Source organism: Qipengyuania sp. 902, assembly GCF_051195295.1.
Taxonomy (GTDB): Bacteria; Pseudomonadota; Alphaproteobacteria; order Sphingomonadales; family Sphingomonadaceae; genus Qipengyuania.
In genome coordinates this window covers 792358-816698 of the sequence record NZ_JBNJLJ010000002.1, presented here as the reverse complement: position 1 = coordinate 816698, position 24341 = coordinate 792358, and the positions used below count along the sequence as shown (strand labels likewise).

Below are 24341 nucleotides of genomic sequence, written 5' to 3'. Positions count from 1 at the left end.
ATGGCGCGACCATCTTCCTGTTGGAGTTACCGAGGGCGAGTTCACGACATGGACCGCATGTTACACGGTCCAGGCGCAAAAAAGCCCGACTGCCGATAGAAGCGGCAAAAGTGACATCGGAAAGGGCGCGGGTGCTGATCATCCGGACCCTATCGCACAACTGACCCATGTAGGACAGAACGCGGTCGAGCAGGACCATCAGAACGCGGCAATGCCCGTGATCGCGCGGCCCAGGATCAGCGCATGGACGTCATGCGTGCCCTCATAGGTGTTGACCGTCTCGAGGTTCACCATGTGTCGGATGACCTGGTATTCTTCCGAAATCCCGTTGCCGCCGTGCATGTCGCGGGCCTTGCGCGCGATATCGAGCGCCTTGCCGACATTGTTGCGCTTGACGATCGAAATCATGTCCGGGGCGAACTTGCCTTCGTCCATCAGTCGCCCGACGCGCAAGGAGCCCTGCAGGCCCAGCGCGATGTCGGTCATCATGTCGGCCAGCTTGAGCTGGAACAGCTGCTTGCTGGCGAGCGGCACGCCGAACTGCTCGCGGTCGAGGCCGTACTGGCGCGCGGCGTGCATGCAGAATTCCGCCGCCCCCAAAGCACCCCAGCTGATGCCGTAGCGTGCCCGGTTAAGGCAGCCGAAGGGCCCCTTGAGGCCCTGAACGTCGGGTAGCAGCGCGTCTTCGCCTACCTCGACCTCGTCCATCACGATCATGCCCGTCGTGCTGGCGCGCAGGCTGAGCTTGCCCGCGATCTTCGGGGCGGAGAGGCCCTTCATGCCTTTCTCGAGGATGAAGCCGCGGATGCCGCCGCCGTGCTCTTCGCTCTTGGCCCAGACGACGAAGACATCGGCGAAGGGCGAGTTGGAAATCCACGTCTTGGAGCCGGAGATCACATAGCCGCCGTCGACCTTCTTCGCGGTCGTCTTCATGCCCGCCGGATCGCTGCCGGCATCGGGTTCGGTGAGGCCGAAGCAGCCGATCAGCTGCCCGCTGGCGAGGCCGGGAAGGTATTTCTTGCGCTGATCTTCCGATCCGTATGCGTGGATCGGATACATCACGAGGCTGGATTGCACCGACGCCATCGAACGATAGCCGCTATCGACCCGCTCGATCTCGCGCGCGATCAGGCCGTAGGCGACATAGCTTGCGCCCGCGCCGCCATATTCTTCCGGCACGGTCGCTCCGAGCAAGCCCGCCTCGCCCATCAGGGGGAAGAGCTCGGGTGCGTCGGTTTCCTCGCGATAGGCATCGGTCACGCGCGGCTGGAGCTCGCCTTGGGCGAAGGCGTGCGCGGCGTCGCGGATCATCCGCTCTTCCTCGGTCAGTTGCTCGTCGAGATTGAAGGGATCGTCCCAGGCGAAAGGCACCATACCGGCCATGTGGTCTCCTTAGTTGCCGATGTGCGATGGCAGGCTTGCGGGCGCTCTGCAAGGGGGCGTCAGGCCGCTTCGCTACCGTCCGGCAAGAGCAGGGCGTAGCGCTCCTCGTCGCATAGTCCGGTCACCCATTCGGAACCGACTTTCAGCCAGGCATGAAAGTGGGCCTTCCCTTGTTCGTCGCGTTCGGCGCCGATGAACAGGGTCGACTCGATCCCGCGGCGCCCCAGCATTCGGCGTGCTGCGAGGGCCTGTGGCAGGCAGTTGGGTTCGGTCGGCAGATTGCGGGCAGCGCGGGCTATGGCAAAGCGGACGCGGCGCACGGGTTCTAGCTGGTCCCTGCCGATGGCACCGCTGGCCGACAGGGAGCTGGAAGGGCCGAACCTGTCACGCCATTTGCGGGGCGGCACAATTCGCACGAGGACTTGCGCGACGGTCAAGGCAAACAGCGCTTCGAACGTGGCTACGCGATCGTGGCGGTCGAGCGCCAGGAGAGTGCCGAGTTTGCCCATGTCCGCACTATAGCATGGGCGAATGGTTTGGGTATTAATGGTGTTGGCGTCAGCCTTGGGCGAGGGCGCGCTGCACGTTGGCGATCATCTCGGCCGGTGGGCTGGGTTTCTGGACGGCCAGCGCTTTTGGAAAGCGGCTGGCGACATCGTCCGGCGTCAATTGCCCCGAGTGGAAGATTACAGGGACGTCCTCGGCTATCATCTGCTCTGCGAGCGGATAGACGATGCCATCGCCCAACTGCACATCGAGAATTGCAAGGTCGGGCTTGTGCTTCTGATAGGCCAGCATGGTCGACTGGATGTCAACGAAAGGACCTTCAACGATATATCCCGCCTCGGCGACGGTCTGGCAAAGATCCTCACCGATAATCGTCTCGTCTTCGGCAACGAGGATGCGCATTTGCTGTCCCATAGGAAACTCTCCCAAGCCATCGACCCATTCGATCAACAGGCCCGGTTTGGATTCGTTCCCCGATCAGGAGATCTTGCCATATCTGCTCGCAAAGCCGCTTTCGTCGCCATCGGCGAGAAGGCGCGCCTGGCCGACCCAGTCGTCACGCCGGATGCGGCCTTCGAAACGGCCCAGGGTCGGGTCGATCCGGTCGATGTCCTCTTCGGTCCACGCCGCGATCTGCGCGAAACCGGTGATCCCCTGTTCGCGGAGCAGCGCGGCCAGCTTCGGGCCGACGCCCTTAATGCGGGTGAGATCGTCACCGCCGGTCGCCTGGGCTGCAGTCGGCGGCACGGCGGCGGCCGGCTGCATCGGGGTGGCGGCAGGCGCGCTGTCGATCAGCGCCTTGTTGCGTTCCGCGGGGGCTGCGCCTTCGTCGAGCACGTCCCTGCTCGTTCCCGTGACGCGCGTCCGGCGGGAGGCGTGGAAAATGTACCAGGCGATGACCAGCCCGATGACGAGCGCGATCACGATGGCGGGCCAATAGGCCTCGAGCAGTTCGATCATTGGGGATCCTTCATGGTTCCGTCGGTTTCGATATCGCCCCGTTCCGTGCGGCCCCACAGGCCCCAGCCGATCCCGATGCCGGCGAAATAGCCGACCAGCATCAACACCACGACTTCGAACCAGATCGGCATCAGCGCGCTCCCGGCGTATCGACGGGGGTGGGACGGAGTGGCTCGGTGCGGATCACGGCAAATTCGATGCGGCGGTTGGCGGGATCGCCGGGGGCCAGGCCCTCGACCGGCTCGGACGAACCCATCCCGCGCGCCCGGAGGCCGTCGCGCGGGATGCCGCGGCTGACCAGCGCTTCGCGCACCGCCCGCGCGCGTTCCATGCTCAGTGCAAGATTGCCCGGCTCGGTACCCGACTTGTCGGTGTGGCCGGTGATCGAAATAATCGCGCCAAGGCAGGGCTGCAACGCTTGGGCCACCTCGTCGAGCAGGATGCGGCTGGCCGGCAGCAGCGCGCTCGACGCTTCCTCGAAGCGGATCGAGCGGCTGCGCAGCAGGTCATCGACATCCTCCTGGCAATGCAGCGGCTCGAAAGTAGGCGCGTCGGTTTCCGCGCGCGCGGTCCCGTCGCTCCAGACCACGCCGCCGACGCCGGGCATCCCGGCCACGGCCTGCGCCACGCGGGCGCGGGTCTGTTCGGGCAGGTCCTCGCCATTGCTTAGCAACGGATGGCGCGTCGGGGAGCCGTTTGCCCCGGTAAAGCGCGCGATCACGCCGCCTCCGCCGTTGTCCGCGATCGCCTGCGCTGCACTCTCTTCGAGCGGCACGACGAAGGCCTCGTCGGTCTTGGCGGCATAGCCATAGCCGGCCGCCGCAACGAGCGCGGCTCCGGCGACGATGGCGAGGGCGGGACGGATCGACATGGAGCGGCTCTTAGCCGCCATGCGCCCTGCCTGCCAAGGCCGCTAGTCGAGCGAGTCGGCGGTCTTCACCAGCTGGACGAATTCCTGCCGCCAGAAATCGCGCGGATTGCCTGCCAGCCCTGCAATCTGCCCGTAGCCGAAGCTTTCGAGCATCGGGTCGCCGCGCAGCTTCTGCCCGAACGCCGCCACCGCGCTGGCGAAGGCGAAATCGCCGCCGGGCAGGCTGCCGGTCTGCAGGGCGCGGGCCGGAAGCGTATAGGTGATGAGCGAGCTCTTCTCGCCATCGGGCATCTTGTAGCGCAACTTGATGTAGGCCGCTTCGGCAGCAAGATCGCGAGCGCGCGTGTCGATCTGGTCCTCGTAGCGGCGCTGCCCGATCCAGCCCTTGGCGCCGACCGGCACGACTTCGTAGAGCGCCGTCACCTGGTGGCCTGCGCCGATATCGCCCGCATCGACGGCGTCGTTGTCGAAATCTTCCTCGCGCAGGATGCGGTTCTCGTAGCCGACGAGCCGGTACTGGCTGACCACGGCGGGATTGAACTCGACTTGGATTTTCACGTCCTTGGCGATGGTGAACAGCGTCGCGCCCATCTCGTCACCGAGCACCTTGCGGGCTTCCAGCGCGCTGTCGATATAGGAATAGTTGCCGTTCCCGTTGTTGGCGATCTGCTCCATCATCGCATCGTTCAGATTGCCGCGTCCGAAGCCGAGCACCGACAGCGTCACGCCGGTTTCGCGCTTTTCCTCGATCAGCTCGACCAGCGCGTCGCGGTCCGACGTGCCGACGTTGAAATCGCCGTCGGTCGCCAGGATCACGCGGTTGATGCCGCCCTCGATCCGGTTCGCTTCGGCGACGCGGTAAGCAAGCTCGATACCGGCCCCGCCTGCCGTCGATCCGCCAGCCTGCAGTTGCTCGATCGCGTCCTTCATCTTGCGCTCGTCATTCGTCGGCTCCAGCACAAGGCCCGCGGCCCCCGCATAGACGACGATGGAGACCCGGTCGCGTTCAGTGAGCTGGCCGGCGAGCTGGCGCATGGCCGTCTTCACCAGCGGCAGCTTGTCCGCGCTGTACATCGATCCCGATACGTCGAGCAGGAAGACGAGGTTGGCGGCCGGGCGCGTTTCCTCGGGCATCTCGTAGCCCGCGAGCCCGATCCGGACGAGGCGCGTCTCCGGGTTCCACGGCGACACTGCGACATCGGTATTGACCGTGAACGGCTGCGAGCGGTCCGCCGGGCGATCGTAATCGTAGCGGAAGTAATTGACGAACTCCTCGGTGCGCATTGCGGCCTTGGGCGGCATCTCGCCTTCGGAAATGAAGCGCCGCGCATTGGCATAGGCGCCGGTGTCGACATCGACCGAGAAGGTGGACACCGGCTCGTTCGCGACGAGCTTCACCGGCGAGACTTCTTCGCCGTCGTACTGGTCACGGTGGGGCACTGTCGGAACGAAGACGGGCGGGAAATATCGGTAGCTGCTGTCCGCTGAGCTCGTAGTCGTCGCTGCGTCGGCCGCTTCCGCAGCAGGAGCACCAACCCGCGAAGCCGTAACCGTGATCGGCGCGGACTGGACATAGCCAGCAGTCGGTGGGGGCGGAGGAGGTGGCGGCGGTGGCGGAGGCGGTGCCGACCGGTCCGCACTCGGGGACGCTTTCGAACCGGTAAGGACGATCTCCTCGCCCCCTTGCTGCGAGGCGCATCCGGCAAGCAGTGCAGCGGCGGCGCAAGTGGCGAACAGGTTCCTCAAACGCATCGGCAGTCCTCCCTTTTTCTCAAGAGATAACATTACATGGCCGGCGCGTGAATGCCGACTGAACGTTCATTTATAGCGACGAGCTGCCTCAGGCTTGCTTGTCAGAAGGCTCGTCCAAATTGCGCCGGAACAGCACGCGATCCTCCGGACCGAAGCCGCGTTTCCAGATGATCCAGCCATAGACCAGCAGGATCGCGGGCACGCCGAATGCGAGCTCGGCCCATTCCGGCAACTGCGTGGCCAGCCAACCGACCACCACTGCAGGCGCGACGGCGTAGACCAGTGCCCAGCGGAAATTGTTGATCGAATGGCCGAGAATTTTCGACAGCAAAACGGCCTTGATCAGGCTTGCCGTGCCGAGCGCGATGGCGAGGGCGAGGGCAGCGGCAGCCGCCTTGTACGGCTCACCATAGTCCGCTGCGACGACGACCTCGATCAACACGACGGTCAGTACGGCCTGGAACGCAATCGTGCCGATGGAAATCCACAAATTGCGGACGCGCGCGACGTAGATCAGCACGGCTTCCGATACCACTGCCGTCGCTGCCACCACTTCGGCAGCGAGCAATAGAGCGAGGGCCCCGGTCCCGCCGACGAATTCCGGCCCGACGAGTCCCATCACCGCCTCGCCCGGCACGCCGAGCGCCAGCGCGATGCCGGCCTGCATGGCGATGATCCAGAAGCCGACCTGGCAAACCTGTCTGGCGATCGCCTCGTAGTTCTTCGTTTTGAGGTTCTTGGTGATGACCGGGCCGAGAATGGGCTCGAAACTGGTCTTGAGCTTTTGCGGCAGGCTCGCGACCTGTTGCGCGACATAATAGACACCCACCGCACTGGGCGCTGCAAACAGGCCGAGGATGAAGATGTCGACGCGCCGGGTTCCCCACTCGATCGCATCGGCGGTCGCCAGCGGCAGCGCGCGGGCGGTCGTGCGGGCCATATAGGGCAGCTCGATCCGCCACTGGCGCGGTAGGCCATAGGTGCGCAGGAAGGTCCACAGCCCCGTCGCAAGTCCCGCATAGATCGAAATGAGGTAAGCCAGCGACAGCCCCGCCTCTCGCAAGGAAGGCACGAACCAGAACACGCCCGCCATGATCGAGATCGTCCAGGGTTCGACCACAGCGCGGGCGCGCACGGTGGTGGCGATATCGTATTTGTAGGCCTGCGCTGCGAGCACCACCTCGGTCAGCGCATAGCCGGGGATGGCGAGGACGATGAGCCGGTCGAGTTCGGAATACTGCCCGCTCGGGAAAAGCGGCGCGGGGACGAACCAGAAGAAGATCGCGGCGAGGGTCGAGAAGAACAGCGCCAGCAACATGCCGTCGAATGCGAGGTTGGCCGGATGAATGCCCTCACCGTCGGACATGCGTTGCGCCAGCCCGCGCTTCTCGCCCATCGCGCAGACCAGCGCGACCAGTTCGACCACCACCAGCGCGGATGCGAACACGCCCAGCGCTTCCGGCCCGTAGAGGCGGCCCGCGATGAACAGGAAGGGCAGGCGCGCCAGCAGGCGCAGCAGGAACCCGAAGAAGTTCTGCCGTCCGCCCTTGGCGAGGGCGGTCATGTCCTCATCGGCTTGTCCGGCTGTCACCCGGCGCTGCCCTGTTCGGCCTTGAGCGGACGAGCGAGCAGCCCAGACACGGTTGTGCGCGGATCGTCGCCTTTGATGAGGCCGTAGACCGCAGTGACGATCGGCATGGCGACGCCGTGCCGCGCGGCCAGTTCGACGAGGACGGGTGCGGTATGCGCGCCCTCCGCCACCGTGCGGCGGTCGGCCATCAGCTCTTCAGCCTTTTGCCCTTCGCCCAGCGCCTTGCCGAGCGAGAAATTGCGGCTCGAGGTAGAGGAGCAGGTCAGCACGAGGTCCCCGAGGCCGCACAGGCCTGCCAATGTCTCCGCCCGCGCGCCCAGCGCCTCGCCGAAGCGCAGCATCTCGGCATAGCCGCGCGCGATCAGCGCTGCGCGGGCGTTCTGGCCAAGGCCGAGCCCGTCGACCACGCCGCAAGCGATGGCGAGCACGTTCTTCACCGCCCCGCCGATCTCGGCGCCGGTGACGTCGTCGGAATAATATGGCCGGAAGGTGTGCCGCGCGACGACCGGCGAAATGCGATCCCACTGCGCCTCACCGCCAGAACAGGCGAGAGTCACGGCGGTCGGCAAACCTGCCGCGACCTCATGCGCGAAGGTCGGGCCGGAGAGGACCGCAACCGCGCTTCCCGGTGCCGCGTCGCGCGCGACATCGTTCATCAAGCGACCGCTGCTCGCCTCGATCCCCTTAGAGCAGAGCAGCAGGTCGGCAGGGTGCGCAGGCATGTCGGCCAGTACGCTGCCCATATGCTGTGCGGGCGTGACGACGAGCAGGACGTCGAGTTGTGCCATTTCGGCCAGATCGCCAGTCGCCCGCACGGTCTTCGCCAGCGTTGCCGATGGCAGGAACAACGTGTTTGTGTGGTGCGTGTTGATTTCCCCGACCAGTTCCGGTTCGCGCGCCCAGATCAGCACGTCGCGCCCGTCGCTGGCGAGCATTTGGGCGAGCGCCGTGCCCCAAGCACCCGCTCCGAGGACGCCGACGCTGGTCATGCCTTCACTCCCGCGCCGCGGACGGGCTCCGCATCCGGGTCGAGCGGCCAGCGCGGGCGAGCGGCAATGTCGAGCGGGTCGGACTGCCCGAGGCGCTCGACACCCGCCCAGGCGATCATCGCCGCATTGTCGGTGCACAGCGCGGGCGGCGGCGCGGCAAAGCGCATGCCGTGGTCTGCGGCGAGCCTTTCGAGGGCCGCTCGAACGGTCGCATTGGCCGCCACGCCGCCGGCCACTACCAGCGTCTCGACATCATCCATGCTCTCGAGCGCGATCCGCAGCCGGTCGACCACGCAGTCGACGGCCGCTTGCTGGAAGCTCGCGGCGAGATCTGGGGCGGTGTGCTTACCGCTCTCATGGGCGCGCAGCACCGCGCTCTTGAGACCCGCGAAGGAGAAATGCGGTTCGCCGCTGCCGACCATGGGGCGGGGCAGGGGCACCGCGGTGGGGTCGCCCTCTTTCGCCACGCGCTCCACCGCCGGACCGCCGGGGAAGCCCAAGCCGAGGATCTTGGCGGTCTTATCGAAGGCCTCGCCCAGCGCATCGTCGATGGTGGTGGCTAGGCGCTTGTATTGGCCCACGCCGTCGACGCGCAGGATCTGGCAGTGTCCGCCCGAGACGAGCAGAAGGGCGTAGGGAAACTCGATCGAGCTATCCGCAAGGCGCGGACTCAGCGCATGGCCTTCTAGATGGTTCACCGCGATCAGCGGCGTGTCGCTCGCCATCGCAAGCGCCTTCGCGCTGACCAGCCCGACCATAACGCCCCCGATCAGTCCCGGACCCGCTGTGGCTGCAATGGCATCGCAATCGGTCAGACTTACACCGGCATCCGCCAGCACGCCTTCGATCATCGGGGCCAGCCGCTCGGCATGGGCGCGCGCCGCGATCTCCGGCACCACGCCGCCATAGGGCGCATGTTCCGCGTCCTGCGAGGCGATACGCTGCGCCACGATGCCGCCCTCGCCATCGACCAGAGCGGCGGCGGTTTCGTCGCAGGAACTTTCTATGCCGAGCACGAGTACCATCGCGCTTTCCCTTAGCGGTATCGCTCGCTAGGGCAAGCGAACCTCTATGGCCGACACACCGCTCATCCGCCTCGGAACCCGCCAGTCGCCGCTTGCCATGGCGCAGGCGCATGAAACCCGCGCGCGCTTGTGCGCAGCGCATGGCTGGGACGAGGCGGCGGTCGAGCTTGTGCCGGTGATCGCCAGCGGCGACCGCATCCAGGACCGTCCGCTGGCCGAAATCGGTGGCAAGGCCCTGTGGACGCGCGAACTCGATATCTGGCTGGCGGAGGGCCGGATCGACGCGGCGGTGCATTCGATGAAGGATGTGGAAACGCTGCGGCCCGAAACGCTGACGATCGCCGCGATCCTTCCGCGCGCGGACAAGGCGGACGTGCTGCTCGGCGCAGCTTCGCTCGATGCCATTCCCGAAAGCGCGCGGGTGGGGACGAGCGCGCCGCGCCGCGCGGCTCAGTTGCTACACAGACGGCCCGATCTCCGCGTGGTCGGCATTCGCGGCAACGTGGCGACACGCATGGCCAAGCTCGAGGGCGGCGAGGTCGATGTGACCTTCCTTGCGGCAGCGGGTCTGCAACGCCTCGGCAAGGAGCAGGTGGGCAATCGGCTCGAGCCCGAGGACTGGCTGCCCGCACCGGCACAGGCGGCGATCGGGATCGAATGCCGTACCGACAATGCGCAGGCTCGCGACTATCTCGCAGCCATCGACCACGGGCCCAGCCATGCGGAAATCCTCGCCGAGCGTCGCCTACTGGAGGGGCTCGGCGGCGGCTGCAGCAGCCCGATCGCGGCGCTGACCACGACCGAAGGCGACACGCTGGTCCTGCGAGCGGCGATCTTCAGCGCCGACGGACGCGAGCTGATCGAGTACAGCGCCAGCTTTGCCAGAGGCGATGCCGATGCGCCGCGCGAGCTGGCGGCGCGTTTGCTCGGTCGGGCGTCGCCTACGGTGCGCGCGCTCTTCGAGGGCGGGGCGTGAAGCCACTCCTTCTTTTGCGACCGGAACCGGGCTGGACGGTGTCGGCGAAGACCGCTCGCGATATGGGCATGGAGGTGGTCGGCGCGCCGCTGTTCGACATCGAGACGGTAGCCTGGGACCCACCGGAGCGGGACCAGTTCGACGGACTTCTGATCGGCAGCGCCAATGCCTTTCGCCATGCCGGCGACAGCCTGAAGCGTTATGCGAAGCTGCCGGTTCACGTCGTCGGACAGGCGACTGCCGATGCTGCACGCAGGGCCGGACTGATGGTCGGGCAGGTGGGCAAGGGCGGCCTTCAATCCGTACTCGACCGGCTCGCGGGCCGCAAACTGCGCCTGCTGCGGCTGGCGGGAGAAGATGGGGTTCCGCTCAAGGCTCCCGAGGGGGTGCGTGTCGAGGCGCGGGTGGTCTATCGCGCCGTCCCGCAATCGCTGGAATTGCCCAAGCCCTTGCTGCGCGGGACGGTCGTTGCCCTTCATTCGGGTGCCGCTGCCGAACGTTTCACGCAAGAATGCGACCGGCTGAAGGTCGATCGCACGAAGTTTATAGTCGTCGCGATCGGTTCGCGCGTTGCCGAAATGGTCGGCGACGGCTGGGCCTCGGTCCACGTCGCCTGGACGCCCGACGATGGCGCAATGCTGGCCTTGGCGAAATCTTTGTGCCAAGAATCCTCGGACGGGGATGGATAGGTCCGGAACACCGGGCATCGGGTCGTAGAACGGAAGTCGATGAAAGAATTCACCAGCAGCTCGCGCAAGGGGCCGTCCGTACGGCCCGTGCTCGCAGCGGTCCTTGCCTCTTTCCTGCTTGGCGGCGCCGTGGCGGGATACGCCGTCTACAAGATGCAGGACCGCGAGCCAGAGGTGGTGCAGCTGCCTCCGCCCTCGAATGCCGGCGAACCTTCCGCCGCTCCATCGGCCTCTCCGACCCCCACACCGTCTGCCACGGCCAGCCAGGCGGCGGAGCGGGCCGTCGCCCGTGTGGAAGAGCAACAAGGCGGGATCGACCAGCGGCTAGCCGCGGCGGAGCAAAGACTTTCGCGGCTCGACCTGCAGGCGCAGGCTGCGGCGGGCAACGCCGCGCGCGCCGAGGGCCTGCTCATCGCATTCGCCACGAGGCGCGCACTGGAGAAAGGCGCGGAACTTGGTTTCCTTGCCGACCAGCTGCGGCTGCGTTTCGGCGATGCCATGCCCAATGCGGTCGACACGCTGATCCGCACCAGCCGCAGCCCAATAACGCTCGACGTTTTGATCGCGCGGCTCGAAGGCCTCGCGCCGCGCCTTGCCGAACCGTCACAAACAAGCGGCTTCGAGCGGTTTCAGGAAGAGCTCTCGCAGCTGTTCATCATCCGCAGCGAAAGCGCCCCGTCGCCGCAACCCGAGCGGCGGCTAGAACGCGCGCGACTGTTTCTCGAGAGCGGACGGACGGAGGCGGCCATCGCCGAGGTGCGCAATTTGCCGGGAGCGCAGAATGCGCGCAGCTGGATCCGCGATGCGGAGCGGTTCGCGGCCATGCAGCAAGCGCTCGACCTGATCGAAACGGCCGCCGTGCTAGAGCCGCGCCGCCTGCGTGACGGGGCGGGCAACCGGATCGAACAGCCGAGTCCGGTCGAGGACTAGCCTTCCCTAGGCCTTCAGCATTTCCGGCAGGTCGCCGGAGACCCCGCGCGCCTCGTCCATGAAGAAGCGCTTGAGCCAGCTCGACCGCTGGACCCCGGCCATGCCGAAGCGGCGCAGCGCGCTCGCCGCCTTGCCGGGCACGCCGAACAGGCGCGTAAGGCTGTCGGTTGCGCCCATGACCATCAGCGAATCGAGCGCGCGCCACTCCTCGTATTTCTTCAGGACCTGCGCATCGCCGAGATCGAGGCCGAGCCGCAGCGCCTCGTCCAGTACCTCGACGAGCGCTCCCACGTCTCGCAGGCCGAGATTGAGGCCCTGTCCGGCGATCGGATGCATGCCATGGGCGCTGTCGCCCACCAGCGCCAGCCGGTCGTCGACGATGCGCGCCGTGTGCTGGAAGCTGAGCGGATAGGACGAACGCCCGCTGTTGAGCGTGAGCTCGCCCAGCAGATCGCCCATGCGCTTGCGGGTTTCCGCGAGGAAGGCGCGATCGGACAGTTTGAGGACGCCTGCGGCATCCTTCTCGTCCACCGTCCACACCAACGCGCTGCGGTGCGTGCCGTCGGGGCCGTCGAGCATGGGGAGGAGCGCGAAGGGGCCTTCGGGATAGAAGATTTCCCACGCGACATTGTCGTGCGGCTTGGTGTGATCCAGCCCGGCAATGATCGCGCGGTGGCTGTAATCCCAGCTCGCCATCTTGAGCCCGGCATCTTCGCGCGAGGGCGAACCGCGGCCTTCTGCGCCGACCATCAGCGCGGCCTTCAGCACCGTCCCGTCGCCCAGCGTCGCCGAAACGCCGAACTCGCCGCGATCCCGCGCGACGACATCGACCGGGGCGTGCCAGGAAATGAGCGGTTCCTTCGCGGCCGCCTCATGCAGCGCGAGGCGCAGCTGGCGATTGGCGAACATGCGGCCCAATGTGCCTTCATGCGGTTCGGGCCGAAAATCGAGCTGGCCGGGCTTCATCTGGTCGACCACTGCAATGGAGGCGATGTCACAGCCATGCGGTTCGAGCACGTCCTCCAGCCCGATCTTGCGGAACAGGCGCCAGCTGGCCGTCGATATGGCAGAGGCCCGCCCGTCGAAACCCTCCGCCGTCAGCGATGCCGGATCGGCGCGGTCGACGAGATGGCTCGAAATGCCCTTGCTCGCCGCGGCCAGCGCCAGCGTCATCCCGACCAGACCCCCGCCGAGGATCAGCAGATCGCGAGTGTCGTTTGCCTGTGTCACGTTTCAGCGCCTCGTTGCGAATAGCCTGTCATGGCCCTAGATGCGCATCCGTGGACGAAGCAAGGACAATGACCGGTTTGCGCGCCTTTCTGGCTGCCCTGCTTTTAGCTGTCCTGGCGCTTTTCGCCATGCCTGCCGCAGCGCAATCGCAGCCTGGTGGACCGAACGATATTGCGGTCGAGATATTCTCCGACCGACAGCAGCGCGCCGAAGACGGAACCGTACAGATGACCGTCGCGCTGCGCTTCACGCCGCGCTCCGAGGAATGGCATGGCTATTGGTCCAATCCGGGCGATGCCGGGCTCGGCATGCAGGTCGAGTGGTCCTGGCCCGAGGAATGGTTCGGCGAAGCGCAATATCCGCTGCCAAAGCGCCTCGTCATCGCCGACCTCATGAACCACGTTTACGAGGGCGAGTATGCGGTTCTCTACCCGGTAACGATCCCGGCCGATGTAGCCTTGGACGATCTCGGCCCCCTCGAGGCGACGGTCGACTACCTTGCCTGCACCGATGTGATCTGCGTGCCGCAGACCGCGCAGGTGCGGCTGACGGCGGAGCGGATTGGTGCCTCGCTCGACCGCTGGCGCGCCGATGTCGTCCCGCCGCTCGGCAGCGAGGCCGGGTTCGAGATCGCCGGGGATCGACTGCGGATCGGCATACCGCTTCCCGCAGACAGCGAGCTTGGCGATGTGCACGTGTTCCTCGCGACAAGCGATCTCGGCAGCGGCAAGCGGCCTCGTTACGCCGCAATCCAGACCTTCGTGCGCGACGGCGATCTGCTGGTTGCCGAAATTCCCTTGCAGCAAACACCGCTCGCCGAGGAAAACGGCGCACCGAGCCGCGTCGAAGGCATCCTCGATCTCGGAAACGGGCGCGGCGTAAGCTTTACGGCGACACCATCGGATGTACCGCTCGAAGGCGTTAAGCCGATCCGCAGCAGCGCGGCCACGCCGGAGCTTTGGCAATTGTTGCTCGCCGCGCTGGCCGGTGGACTGCTGCTCAACATCATGCCCTGCGTGTTCCCGATCCTCAGCCTGAAGGCGCTTGCGCTGGCCAAGGCAGGCGGGAAGCAAGCTTCGGCGCGCTCCGATGCTCTGGCCTATACTGCGGGGGTCGTGCTGGCCTGCGCTGGGCTGGGCTTGCTGATCCTCGCCTTGCGGTCGGCGGGCGAGCAGGTCGGCTGGGCCTTCCAGTTGCAGGAGCCGGTCGTTCTGGTCGGGCTGTTCCTGCTCGCTCTAGCGATAACCGCCAATTTCCTCGGCCTGTTCGACGTGCCCGGTCTTGCCGTATCGGGCCATGGCCCGTCGCGCGGCGGCTCTTTCGCAACAGGCCTGCTCGCAGCCTTCGTCGCGACTCCCTGCACCGGGCCGTTCATGGCGCTGGCGCTGGGCGCAGCCTTGGTGATCCCGCCACTCGACGGGCTGCTTGTCTTCACGGCGCTCGGCGTGGGACTCGCGCTGCCGTTCCTCCTCATCGGGTTCGTCCCTGCGCTCCGCAGGCGCTTGCCGAAGCCCGGCCACTGGATGGAGCGCTTTCGCCGCTGGATGGCGCTACCGATGGGTCTGACGGCGCTCGCACTGGGCTGGTTGCTCTGGCGCATAGGTGGGTCGGAATACCTCGCGGTGGTCGGGGCTGTCGGCATCTTCGCGGTGCTCGGGTTGGCGCTGGTCGGCCTGTTCCAGCGCCGTGGGCGGAGCGGAGCGGGCTTCGTCGCTGTCGCTCTCGTCGCAGTTCTCGCGCTAGGGACTGCGCTTTTGCCGGCTCCGCAAGCTCAGGCGAACAGTTCCGAAAGCCTCCTCGATCCCGTCGCGTTTTCCGAAGCCGCGCTCGCCGAAGCGCGGGCGAGCGGACGGCCGGTATTCGTCTGGTTCACCGCCGACTGGTGCGTCACCTGCAAGGTCAACGAAAGCGTCGCCATCGAACGGGAGACAACACGCGCTGCGTTCGAGGACGCAGGCGTTGTCGCCATCCGGGCCGACTGGACCCGGCGCGACGAGGAAATCTCGCGCATCCTGACGCGGCAGGGCGCGGCGGGCGTGCCGCTTTACTTGTGGTACGAACCCGGCGCCGATGCCGAGCAGTTGCCGCAAGTGCTTACGCCGGACCTTCTGGTTCGGAAGGCGCAGGCTCCGCGCTAGTTTTCTCGGGTTGGGCGTCGTCTTGTAAACGACAACGCTCGACCAGCTCTCCCGGCAATGCACTTGGGTTGAGGATGAGGCTTCCCGCACCCGGAACGGTCGCTTCGACCTGCCGCGTGCCGGTGAGTACGTCGAGCGCCGGGTCCTCGGCCTCGACTGCGCCTTCCCACCGCCAGACGTCGCCGCGCTCGACCGCATCGATCTTGAGCCGCGAGACGTGGCCGTTGCCGATCAGCGCCAGGATCGCCTTCGCATGCGCGTCGGCCTTGGCAAAGCGCGTGTAGGCGACCAGCGGCAGGCCGCCCTGGTCGGTGCACTCGAGCGCGAAGTACGGTCGTTCGCCCGGTTTGCCGTAGAGCAATCGATCGGGATTGTCCGTCGCGGCCCAGACCGCACCTTCGGTATCGGGAGACCGGATCGGTTCGGACGGCGCCTCGGCGCGCGGCGCAATGCGCGTGCGCTCGGTATATTCGTCCGAGGCCGGCGGCTTGCAGGCTGCCAGCGCGAGGACGAATAGCGGTGCAAGGGTGCGAACCATCGCAGCGGCTATGGCACAGCGCATCGCACGATCAAGCGGCGTGGCAGAAATGTCCTCAGGCGTTATGCGTTCGGCATAGCGCCAGGAGGCGTTGCATCAGGAATCCGACATGCAGGCATCGAGCGCGGCGGTCAGCTGCTCCGAGGCTGGCACGGTGATCGAACGCTCGCCCAGCGTCAGCGTGGTCGGCGTAGTTGCGCCAGCCAGCAGCACATAGGCCTCGCTGCCTTGCGGGACATCGCCCTGCCAGATTGCGTCGGGCCCGAGAACGCTGGCAACGCCTTCGACTTCGACTTCGGCAGTTTCGTCGCCATTGCGGATCGCGAGCGTTTCGGTCGCATCGGCAGTCGCCTGCTCGATCCACTGGAAGACCAGCGTCTCCTCGCCCGTCACCGCACCGTTGCAGGAGAATGAAACCACGCCTTCGCTTTCCGCCGTGCCGTAGAGCGCGGTGCGGGTCGACGGTTTGTAGAACCAGCGCCGGCCTTCCTCGTCGAATTCGATATTCTCGCCGGAGCGCGGGCCTTCGATCGGGCGGTTTTCGGCAATGGCGGCCGCTTCTTCGCTGACATCGCCTTCGCCCTCACCGCTATCGCCACAGGCGGCTAGGGCCAGCACAGCAACGGAAGCAAGCAGGATACGCATGGTAATCTTCGAATTGTTCGCCGGATAAACTCGGGCGAAGGGCTTCGGGTTCCAAAAACGATGGTTAATCAGGTATTTACCTTAAGGCTTACCACCCATCCGCTTGTAGCGCGTCTTGCCGTAGCGGGTCTTGCGCGTGCCCGGACGGCCGGCATCGCTGCGCCCGACGCGAGGCGCTTTCTTTTCTCCCTCGCCGAGGCCGAGTTCGTCGTTCTCCAGCCTGCGGATTTCGTCGCGCAGGCGTCCGGCTTCCTCGAATTCGAGGTCGGCGGCGGCGGCGCGCATGCGTTTTTCGAGGTCTTCGATATAGGCGCGAAGGTTGTGGCCGACGAGATTGTTGCGCTCGTCGTCGCCCGTGTCGACGGTGACGCCGTCCTGCGCCGCCGTATGCGCGACGATGTCGGCGATATTGCGCTTGATCGTCTTGGGCGTGATGCCGTGCTCTTCGTTATAGGCCTGCTGCTTTTCGCGGCGGCGATCGGTTTCCGCGATCGCACGTTCCATGCTGCCGGTGATGCGGTCGGCATAGAGGATTACGCGGCCTTCGACATTGCGCGCGGCGCGGCCGATCGTCTGGACGAGGCTCGTTTCCGAACGCAGGAAGCCTTCCTTGTCGGCGTCGAGAATGCAGACCAGCCCACACTCGGGAATGTCGAGACCCTCGCGCAGCAGGTTGATGCCCACTAGAACGTCGTAGACGCCGAGGCGCAGGTCGCGGATGAGTTCGATACGCTCCAGCGTCTCCACGTCGGAGTGCATGTAGCGAACCTTCACGCCCGCTTCGTGCATGAACTCGGTGAGGTCCTCCGCCATGCGCTTGGTCAGCGTAGTGACCAGCGTGCGATAGCCCTTCTGCGCGGTCTTCTTGCATTCCTCGATGCAGTCCTGGACCTGGTCCTCGACCGGCTTGATCTCGACCGGCGGGTCGATGAGGCCGGTGGGGCGGATGACCTGTTCGGCAAAGACGCCGCCGGTCTGCTCCATCTCCCACGTGCCGGGCGTGGCCGAGACGCAGAAAGTCTGCGGGCGCATCGCGTCCCACTCGTTGAAGCGCAGCGGGCGGTTGTCGATGCAACTGGGCAGGCGGAAGCCATATTCGGCGAGTGTGATCTTGCGCCGGTGGTCGCCCTTCGCCATCGCGCCGATCTGCGGCACGGTCTGGTGGCTCTCGTCGACGAAGAGCAGCGCGTTTTCGGGGAGGTACTCGAACAGCGTCGGCGGCGGTTCGCCGGGGAGACGGCCGGTGAGGAAGCGGCTGTAATTCTCGATCCCCGCGCAGCTGCCGGTGGCGGCGATCATCTCGAGGTCGAAATTGGTGCGCTGCTCCAGTCGCTGGGCTTCGAGCAGGCGGCCTTCCTCGTGCAGTTCCTTGAGGCGCTCGGTCAGCTCGAACTTGATGGCTTCCGAAGCCTGTTTCATCGTTGGGCCGGGCGTGACGTAGTGCGAATTGGCGTAAATGCGGACCTTGTCGAGGCTGGCGCCCTTCTTGCCGGTGAGCGGGTCGAACTCGCTGATGTCCTCGATCTCGTCGCCGAAGAAGCTGACGCGCCACGCCATGTCTTCATAGTGCGAGGGGAAGATTTCGAGGTTGTCGCCGCGCACACGGAAATTACCGCGCGCGAAGGCGGCGTCGTTGCGCTTGTACTGCAGGGCCACCAGCTTGCGGATCAACTCGCGCTGGTCGACGCTGGTGTCCTTTTTGATGTCGAAGATCATGGCCGAGTACGTCTCGACCGAACCGATACCGTACAGGCATGATACCGAGGCGACGATAATGACATCGTCCCGTTCCAGCAATGCGCGCGTGGCCGAGTGGCGCATCCGGTCGATCGCCTCGTTCACCGAGCTTTCCTTCTCGATATATGTGTCGGACCGCGGGACGTAGGCTTCGGGCTGGTAGTAATCGTAATAGCTGACGAAATACTCGACCGCATTCTCCGGGAAGAAGCTTTTGAACTCGCCATAGAGCTGCGCGGCCAGGATCTTGTTGGGCGCGAGAATCAGGGCAGGGCGCTGCAATTCCTCGATCACCTTGGCCATGGTGAAGGTCTTGCCCGAACCCGTCACGCCGAGCAGTACTTGCGTCTGCTCCTCGTCCCTGGCTGCCGAGGTCAGCTCGGCGATGGCGGTCGGCTGGTCACCCGACGGCGTATAATCGCTGACGAGCTTGAACTTCTTGCCCGGCATCGATTTCTCGGGGCGGGCGGGTTTGTGCGGAGTGAATTCGCCGGTGGTGTCCGGTTCTTCGAGTCCGCGCCTGATAACGAGTTCGGCCATGCGCGCACATATGGGGAACGGCGGCGCGGCGATCAACGCCCGGTTGCGCGAGGCGTCATGGCTGCTAGCTTGCGGTGCTCATCAGGGGAGAATTGGCCATGCACAGATATCTATTCGCAAGCGTTGCGGCGCTCGGCCTCGCGGCATGCGGCGGAAACACCAGTGCCGATGCGGACGGCGATGGCGAGATCACCGGTGCAGAGGTCGCCGAGATGGCCGACGAAATGGTCAAGCCCGAGGCCGGCCAGTATCGCGCCACCACTGAACTGGTCGAACTCGAGGCGCCCGGCGCACCGCCGGAAGCGGTCGAGATGATGCGCGGCATGATGAGCCGCAATTTCGAATACTGCCTCACCCAGGAAGAAGCCGACCGGGGCTTCGAGGAAATGGCGCGCGAGTCGCAGGACGAGAATTGCTCGTTCGAGAAGTTCGATGTCGATGGTGGCGATATAGACGCTGTCATGACCTGCTCCGGCCAGGGCGAGGGCACGATGCGCATGACCATGCAGGGCAGCGGCGGACGGACGAGTTCCGAAATGACCATGACCATGGAAGGCAATATTCCGGGCCAAGGCGAAGGCAGGATGGTCATGAATACCAGCCACGAACGTATCGGCGATTGTCCGGCCGAGGGCTGATGACATCTCGGTGACAGTTTGAAATTCGGGACCCGTTAATCGCGCCCGTGCATTATGACGCGGTGATGGCAACGTTACCGTTCAAAGACAGCGCACTCCAGCATGGCGAGGAACTCGCGCGCCGCTGGGCGCTCGCGAAAGAGCCGTGCCCCGACGATGCCCGTGGGCCGCGCTGGCAATTGCTGCTCCGCGAATTTCTCTGGCCGTTTGAGCCGCTGCGTAGACGGCTTGGCGACGCTCTGGAAATCGCTCCGGCTGCCGATCCCAAGCACATCATGCTGCTGCCGGGTTTTGGCGCCCATCCGATCCGCATGCGCTGGATGGCGCGGCGGCTGGAAGAGGCCGGGCATACCGCCAAGCGCTGGGGCCTCGGTTACAACCTTGGCGCCACGGCCGACCGCTTCGCGCGCGTCGAGAAGCGCTTGCTCGCCCTGCATGAGCGGCATGGCGAACCGATCGTGCTGGTCGGCTGGAGCCTCGGCGGGGTGATGGCGCGCGAACTTGCCAAGCAGCATCCCGACAAGGTCGCAAAGGTCGTCACCATGGGCTCGCCCTTCTCCGGCAGTCCGCGCGCGAACAATGGCTGGCGGGCCTATCAGGCGATCGCGGGACACCGTGTCGACGAGCCGGAAATCGACACCGTCGTCGCGGAGAAGCCGCCCGTGGAGACAGTCGCTATCTGGAGCCCGTGCGACGGCGTCGTCCATCCGAAATCGGCCTGCGGCCGCCCCGGCGAACGAGACCGCGCCATTCCCGTGCGCTGCTCGCACATGGGCCTCGTCATGACCAATGAGGCGATGGCGGCGCTTCTCGCGGAACTTGATAGCGCCTGAAAGCTTGTGTTCCTGTAGGATCACGGCATGTTCTGTGCCGTGAACATCCCCGGGGGACAATGACGGGCAACGCCGAATTCTTCGACGAGATGCATGGTGCCGATGGCAGCGTGCGTGATGCCTATGAACGATACTGCGACTGGTTCGACGAACAGAAGACCGGCCTGCTCAAGCGCAAGCATGCCGAGGCGGAGACGAACTTCCGCAAGACCGGCATCACCTTCAATGTCTATGGCGAGGACGAGGCCGAAGAACGGCTGATCCCGTTCGACATGGTGCCCCGCGTGATCACAGCGGCCGAGTGGCGCAAGCTGACCCGCGGGATCGAGCAACGCGTCTCGGCGCTCAATGCCTTCATGCACGATCTTTATCACCGGCAGGAAATCATCCGCGCCGGGCGCATTCCCGAACGCTTGTTCCGTGACAACGCCGCCTGGCTGCCGAACATGGTCGGCTTCACCCCGCCCGGCGGGGTCTACACGCATATCGTCGGCATCGACCTGGTCCGCACCGGGCCGGACGAATTCTACGTGCTGGAAGACAATGCCCGCACGCCGTCGGGCGTCAGCTACATGCTGGAAAATCGCGAAACCATGATGGCGATGTTCCCCGAGCTTTTCATGCGCGTGCCGGTGGAGCAGGTCTCCGACTATCCGCGCCGGCTGGCCAAGAGTCTCGCCGCCTGCGCGCCCGATTGCACCGAGGGTAAGCCGACCGTCGCAGTCCTCACGCCGGGGATCTATAACTCTGCCTATTTCGAACACGCCTTCCTCGCCGACCAGATGGGCGCGGAACTGATCGAAGGTAGCGATCTGAGGGTCATCGACGGGCGCGTCGCCATGCGGACCACGCACGGGTTCCAGCCGGTCGATGTGATCTATCGCCGGGTGGACGACGAATTTCTCGATCCGCTGACCTTCAACGAGGACAGCGTGCTGGGCGTGCCGGGTATCATGGATGTCTACCGCGCGGGCGGCGTCACCATTGCCAATGCGCCTGGAACGGGTGTCGCCGACGATAAGGCGATCTATTCCTTCATGCCGGAGATCGTCGAGTTCTATACTGGCGAGAAGCCACTGCTTCCCAATGTGGAGACGCATCGCTGCGCCGATGAAGAAACCCTGAAATACGTCCTCGACAATCTGGAGGAGCTGGTCGTCAAGGAGGTGCATGGCTCCGGCGGCTATGGCATGCTGATCGGTCCTGCCGCCTCGAAGAAAGAGATCGACGAGTTCCGCAAGAAGCTGGTGGAAAAGCCCGAGAATTACATCGCGCAGCCCACGCTTTCGCTGTCGACCTGCCCGATCTTCACCAAGAAGGGCTTGGCGCCGCGCCATGTCGACTTGCGACCCTTCGTGCTTGTGTCGCCCGACAAGGTCGACATCACACCCGGCGGCCTGACGCGCGTGGCGCTGAAGGAAGGGTCGCTGGTCGTGAATTCCAGTCAGGGTGGCGGCACCAAGGATACCTGGGTGCTTAAAGACTGATGCTGGGAAGAACGGCCAACGGACTGTTCTGGATGTTCCGCTACCTCGAGCGGGCCGAGAACACCGCGCGCTTGCTCGATGCGGGCCTGCGCATGGCGTTGACCCGCGACCTAGTGACTGCCGAAGAGGAATGGCGTTCGGTCATGGCCACGGCCGGGCAGAAGCAAGGTTACGAGGCCAAGCACGGCACCTACACCGGTATGCAGGCCTGGAACTACATGCTGCGGGACAAGGACAATCCGGCCTCGATCCTGTCGATGTTCGGGCAGGTCCGCCAGAATGCCCGCCTCGCCCGCAACGCCATCAGCGGCGAGCTGTGGGAAGCGATCAACGAGAACTGGCTGGTCGTGGAGAAACAGCTGGGCAAGCCGGTGGGCGAGAACCGCGTGCTCGACACGGTGGCCACCATCCGCCGCGCCGGGACGCTGGCGCACGGCGCGATGGAAGGCTCCATGTTGCGCGACGAAGGCTATCATTTCGCCCAGGCCGGTACATTCATCGAGCGCGCCGACAGCATCGCGCGCATCCTCGACATCAAATATTACCTGCTGCTGCCCTCGCTGTCCTATGTCGGGTCGAGCCTCGATACCGGGCAGTGGGACCAAGTGTTGCGCTCGGTGTCCGGGGACCGCGCCTATCGCTGGCTCAACGCCGGACAGATCGACGCGAAGGGTATTTGCGAGTTCCTGATCCTCGACGATGCCTTCCCGCGCAGCCTGGCCTTCTGCCATTCCGAACTTCGCGCCAATCTTGCCGCGCTCGCCCGCCTCCATGGGCGAGAGGGCCAGAGCAACGAGCTGATGCGCGAAGCGGATACGCGCATCACCGACCTCACCATCGATGAGGTTTTCGACCAAGGACTGCACGAATTCCTGCTCGAATTCATGTCCAGCAACGCAGCGATCGGCCAGGCGATCGCGCAAGATTACCGGTTCCTTGCCTAAGGACCTGCCTGTGCCATTCTCATCGACAAGACGGAGCCAATTTTGACGCTAGCCAAGGAACGAGGAGAGGATCGATGACAATTCATCGAAATCGACAAGTGACGCCGGATCGCGTCAAAATTGGCCCGCCGCTTCGCGGTCGCCCGCAAAAATCCAGCGGGCGCGTCTTTCGGCTTGGCCGGGCGGTAAGCCCGACTTGCGTCTCACTCCTTCCCCCTGACCTTTTGCGGGCGATCTTGCTCGATGAGAATGGCACAGGCAGGTCCTAGTGCGTCTCTCCATCCGCCATACCACCCGCTATCGCTTCGACACTCCCGTCGTGCACGCTCTGCAGCGCTTGCGCCTGACGCCGAAGGAAACGCAGGGGCAGGAAATCCTCGAATGGGAAATGGAATATGAGAACGCCCATTCCGAGCTGACCTACGAAGACCAGCATCACAATACGACGACGCTCGTCTCGGTCGAAAGCGGATCGCAGGAAGTGCGCGTGACCTGCCATGGCAAAGTCGATACGCATGATCATGCGGGTGTCATCGGGCGCCATGCAGGCCATCTTCCGCTCTGGAGTTTTCAGGGACAGACGGATCTCACGCGTCCGGGGCCGGGCATGAAGAAGCTGCTCAAGGAGATCGAGAAGAGCGAGGACAGCGGCCTCGATCGCCTCCACCGGTTGTCGGCAACGATCCTGGAGCGGGTGGAGTATCAAACCGGGACCACCCATTCGCGCACCAGCGCGGAGGAATCCTTCGCCTCGGCCCACGGCGTTTGCCAGGACCATGCGCATATCTTCATCGGCTGCGCCCGCGCGCTGGGCATTCCCGCCCGCTACGTCAGCGGATATCTGATGATGAATGACCGGATCGAACAGGAAGCAAGTCATGCCTGGACCGAAGCGCATGTCGAAGGGCTGGGCTGGGTCGGCTTCGATATTTCCAACGGGATAAGTCCCGACGAACGCTATGTCCGCGTTGCAACGGGCCGCGATTATCGCGATGCAGCGCCGGTAACAGGGATCAGTTTCGGCACGACATCGACCGTGCTCGAAGTCGATGTCGCGGTCGAACAACAGCAGATACCGCAGCAATAGCTGCCGAGGGTAATTTTCGATGACCTATTGCGTAGGCATGATGCTCGACAAGGGCCTTGTCCTGATGAGCGACACCCGGACAAATTCGGGCGTCGACAATATCTCCGTGTTCCGCAAGATGTTCACCTGGCAGGAACCCGGCGAGCGGATCATTACCGTGATGACCGCCGGCAATCTCGCTTCGACGCAGGCTGTCGTCAGCCAACTCGAGGAGCGGATGAAGGAGCCGGGGGAGCGCGAGAACATCCTGTTCGAAGCGCCGACCATGTTCAATGTCGCGACCGAAATCGGCAGGCTGCTGCGCTCTACTATCGGAGAGCGGCAGTCGGCCAATGGCGCGCGCGGGCAGGGCAAGTTCACCGCTTCCATCATCGTGGCTGGCCAGATCAAGGGCATGGAGCCGCGCTTGTTCATGGTCTATCCCGAAGGCAACTTCATCGAGGCCAGCCTCGACACGCCTTTCTTCCAGATCGGTGAGACGAAATACGGGCGACCGATCATCATCCGTGGTTACGATCGGGAGATGAGCCTGGAGGACGGGGTCAAATTGCTGATGGTCAGTTTCGACTCGACGCTAAAGGCGAATCTGTCCGTCGGACTGCCGCTGGATCTGCAAGTCATTGAGCGCGACACCTTTGAACCGAAACACCAGCACCGGATCACTCATGAAGATTCGTACTTCCAGACGATCTCGGCGGGGTGGGGAGATGCTCTCAAACATGCATTTCATTCACTACCCGACTACAGCTTTTATCGAGATGATTGAACGAGCGACCTTCTTGCAAATGATTGATATATGGGATCTTTCTCGAGAAAATACGTATTCGTAAAACTTCGGATAGGTAGTGATT

Annotated in this window: 24 protein-coding genes; 10 read left to right on the top strand and 14 right to left on the bottom strand. The window is 64.8% G+C overall.

All coding sequences use genetic code 11. The features are described 5' to 3' along the window. Positions 1-198: 198 nt before the first annotated feature. From ACSH0F_RS09145 to tsaD, 10 genes are all read right to left on the bottom strand, one after another. Positions 199-1383, bottom strand: coding sequence for an acyl-CoA dehydrogenase (locus ACSH0F_RS09145; RefSeq protein ID WP_435202012.1), 1185 nt, complete (start codon positions 1381-1383; stop codon positions 199-201). Positions 1384-1442: 59 nt separating this feature from the next. Continuing rightward, positions 1443-1892, bottom strand: coding sequence for a lasso peptide biosynthesis B2 protein (locus ACSH0F_RS09140; RefSeq protein WP_435202010.1), 450 nt, complete (start codon positions 1890-1892; stop codon positions 1443-1445). Positions 1893-1941: 49 nt separating this feature from the next. After that, positions 1942-2304, bottom strand: coding sequence for a response regulator (locus ACSH0F_RS09135; protein ID WP_435202008.1), 363 nt, complete (start codon positions 2302-2304; stop codon positions 1942-1944). Between the two features lie 63 nt (positions 2305-2367). Next, on the bottom strand, positions 2368-2850 hold the full coding sequence (locus ACSH0F_RS09130; protein ID WP_435202006.1) for a hypothetical protein: 483 nt from the start codon (positions 2848-2850) through the stop codon (positions 2368-2370). Then, positions 2847-2981, bottom strand: coding sequence for a hypothetical protein (locus ACSH0F_RS09125; protein ID WP_305933119.1), 135 nt, complete (start codon positions 2979-2981; stop codon positions 2847-2849). The genes ACSH0F_RS09130 and ACSH0F_RS09125 overlap by 4 nt, the downstream gene beginning before the upstream one ends. Beyond that, on the bottom strand, positions 2981-3742 hold the full coding sequence (locus tag ACSH0F_RS09120; RefSeq protein WP_435202004.1) for an OmpA family protein: 762 nt from the start codon (positions 3740-3742) through the stop codon (positions 2981-2983). The genes ACSH0F_RS09125 and ACSH0F_RS09120 overlap by 1 nt, the downstream gene beginning before the upstream one ends. A 21-nt stretch (positions 3743-3763) precedes the next feature. Next, positions 3764-5473 carry a vWA domain-containing protein gene (locus tag ACSH0F_RS09115; RefSeq protein ID WP_435202002.1) on the bottom strand — a complete coding sequence of 570 codons (1710 nt, stop codon included), beginning with the start codon at positions 5471-5473 and terminating at the stop codon, positions 3764-3766. Positions 5474-5561: 88 nt separating this feature from the next. Beyond that, on the bottom strand, positions 5562-7037 hold the full coding sequence (locus ACSH0F_RS09110) for a lipopolysaccharide biosynthesis protein (RefSeq protein WP_435202208.1): 1476 nt from the start codon (positions 7035-7037) through the stop codon (positions 5562-5564). A gap of 23 nt (positions 7038-7060) precedes the next feature. Next, the gene (locus ACSH0F_RS09105) at positions 7061-8053 is read right to left on the bottom strand and encodes an NAD(P)H-dependent glycerol-3-phosphate dehydrogenase (protein ID WP_435202000.1); all 993 of its coding nucleotides are present in this window, start codon (positions 8051-8053) and stop codon (positions 7061-7063) included. Continuing rightward, complete coding sequence (gene tsaD, locus ACSH0F_RS09100; RefSeq protein ID WP_435201998.1) at positions 8050-9078, bottom strand: tRNA (adenosine(37)-N6)-threonylcarbamoyltransferase complex transferase subunit TsaD; 1029 nt, start codon at positions 9076-9078, stop codon at positions 8050-8052. The genes ACSH0F_RS09105 and tsaD overlap by 4 nt, the downstream gene beginning before the upstream one ends. A 46-nt stretch (positions 9079-9124) precedes the next feature. Between tsaD and hemC the strand changes: the two genes are divergently transcribed. The 3 genes from hemC to ACSH0F_RS09085 are packed head-to-tail and all read left to right on the top strand — an operon-like array spanning position 9125 to position 11673. Next, on the top strand, positions 9125-10054 hold the full coding sequence (hemC, locus tag ACSH0F_RS09095; protein ID WP_435201996.1) for a hydroxymethylbilane synthase: 930 nt from the start codon (positions 9125-9127) through the stop codon (positions 10052-10054). Next, positions 10051-10743, top strand: a complete 693-nt coding sequence (locus ACSH0F_RS09090) for a uroporphyrinogen-III synthase (protein ID WP_435201994.1) — start codon at positions 10051-10053, stop codon at positions 10741-10743. The genes hemC and ACSH0F_RS09090 overlap by 4 nt, the downstream gene beginning before the upstream one ends. A 39-nt stretch (positions 10744-10782) precedes the next feature. Continuing rightward, a complete protein-coding gene (locus ACSH0F_RS09085) occupies positions 10783-11673 on the top strand; it encodes a hypothetical protein (protein ID WP_435201992.1) in 891 nt (296 codons plus the stop codon). Positions 11674-11679: 6 nt separating this feature from the next. Here the strand turns inward: ACSH0F_RS09085 and ACSH0F_RS09080 are convergent, their stop codons facing one another. Beyond that, positions 11680-12903, bottom strand: a complete 1224-nt coding sequence (locus tag ACSH0F_RS09080) for an FAD-dependent monooxygenase (RefSeq protein ID WP_435201990.1) — start codon at positions 12901-12903, stop codon at positions 11680-11682. 68 nt (positions 12904-12971) lie between these two features. Between ACSH0F_RS09080 and ACSH0F_RS09075 the strand changes: the two genes are divergently transcribed. Then, on the top strand, positions 12972-15041 hold the full coding sequence (locus ACSH0F_RS09075) for a protein-disulfide reductase DsbD family protein (protein ID WP_435201988.1): 2070 nt from the start codon (positions 12972-12974) through the stop codon (positions 15039-15041). Here ACSH0F_RS09075 and ACSH0F_RS09070 read toward each other — a convergent pair. The 3 genes from ACSH0F_RS09070 to uvrB all read right to left on the bottom strand — a co-directional run bounded on the left by ACSH0F_RS09070 (position 14998) and on the right by uvrB (position 18501). Then, positions 14998-15579, bottom strand: coding sequence for a hypothetical protein (locus tag ACSH0F_RS09070; RefSeq protein ID WP_435201986.1), 582 nt, complete (start codon positions 15577-15579; stop codon positions 14998-15000). The genes ACSH0F_RS09075 and ACSH0F_RS09070 overlap by 44 nt on opposite strands. 96 nt (positions 15580-15675) lie before the next feature. Beyond that, the gene (locus ACSH0F_RS09065) at positions 15676-16224 is read right to left on the bottom strand and encodes a hypothetical protein (RefSeq protein ID WP_435201984.1); all 549 of its coding nucleotides are present in this window, start codon (positions 16222-16224) and stop codon (positions 15676-15678) included. Positions 16225-16305: 81 nt separating this feature from the next. After that, positions 16306-18501, bottom strand: coding sequence for an excinuclease ABC subunit UvrB (gene uvrB / locus ACSH0F_RS09060; RefSeq protein WP_435201982.1), 2196 nt, complete (start codon positions 18499-18501; stop codon positions 16306-16308). A 98-nt stretch (positions 18502-18599) separates the two neighbouring features. Between uvrB and ACSH0F_RS09055 the strand changes: the two genes are divergently transcribed. The 6 genes from ACSH0F_RS09055 to ACSH0F_RS09030 all read left to right on the top strand — a co-directional run bounded on the left by ACSH0F_RS09055 (position 18600) and on the right by ACSH0F_RS09030 (position 24256). After that, positions 18600-19139 carry a DUF3617 family protein gene (locus tag ACSH0F_RS09055; protein ID WP_435201980.1) on the top strand — a complete coding sequence of 180 codons (540 nt, stop codon included), beginning with the start codon at positions 18600-18602 and terminating at the stop codon, positions 19137-19139. Between the two features lie 65 nt (positions 19140-19204). Continuing rightward, positions 19205-19972, top strand: coding sequence for an esterase/lipase family protein (locus ACSH0F_RS09050; RefSeq protein ID WP_435201978.1), 768 nt, complete (start codon positions 19205-19207; stop codon positions 19970-19972). A gap of 59 nt (positions 19973-20031) precedes the next feature. Then, the gene (locus ACSH0F_RS09045) at positions 20032-21459 is read left to right on the top strand and encodes a circularly permuted type 2 ATP-grasp protein (RefSeq protein WP_305933103.1); all 1428 of its coding nucleotides are present in this window, start codon (positions 20032-20034) and stop codon (positions 21457-21459) included. Continuing rightward, on the top strand, positions 21459-22403 hold the full coding sequence (locus tag ACSH0F_RS09040; protein ID WP_435201976.1) for an alpha-E domain-containing protein: 945 nt from the start codon (positions 21459-21461) through the stop codon (positions 22401-22403). The genes ACSH0F_RS09045 and ACSH0F_RS09040 overlap by 1 nt, the downstream gene beginning before the upstream one ends. Positions 22404-22671: 268 nt before the next feature. Continuing rightward, entirely contained in the window at positions 22672-23490 is an 819-nt protein-coding gene (locus tag ACSH0F_RS09035; protein ID WP_435201974.1) for a transglutaminase family protein, read from the top strand. A 19-nt stretch (positions 23491-23509) separates the two neighbouring features. Next, complete coding sequence (locus ACSH0F_RS09030) at positions 23510-24256, top strand: peptidase (RefSeq protein ID WP_435201972.1); 747 nt, start codon at positions 23510-23512, stop codon at positions 24254-24256. The last annotated feature ends 85 nt before the right edge of the window (positions 24257-24341 follow it).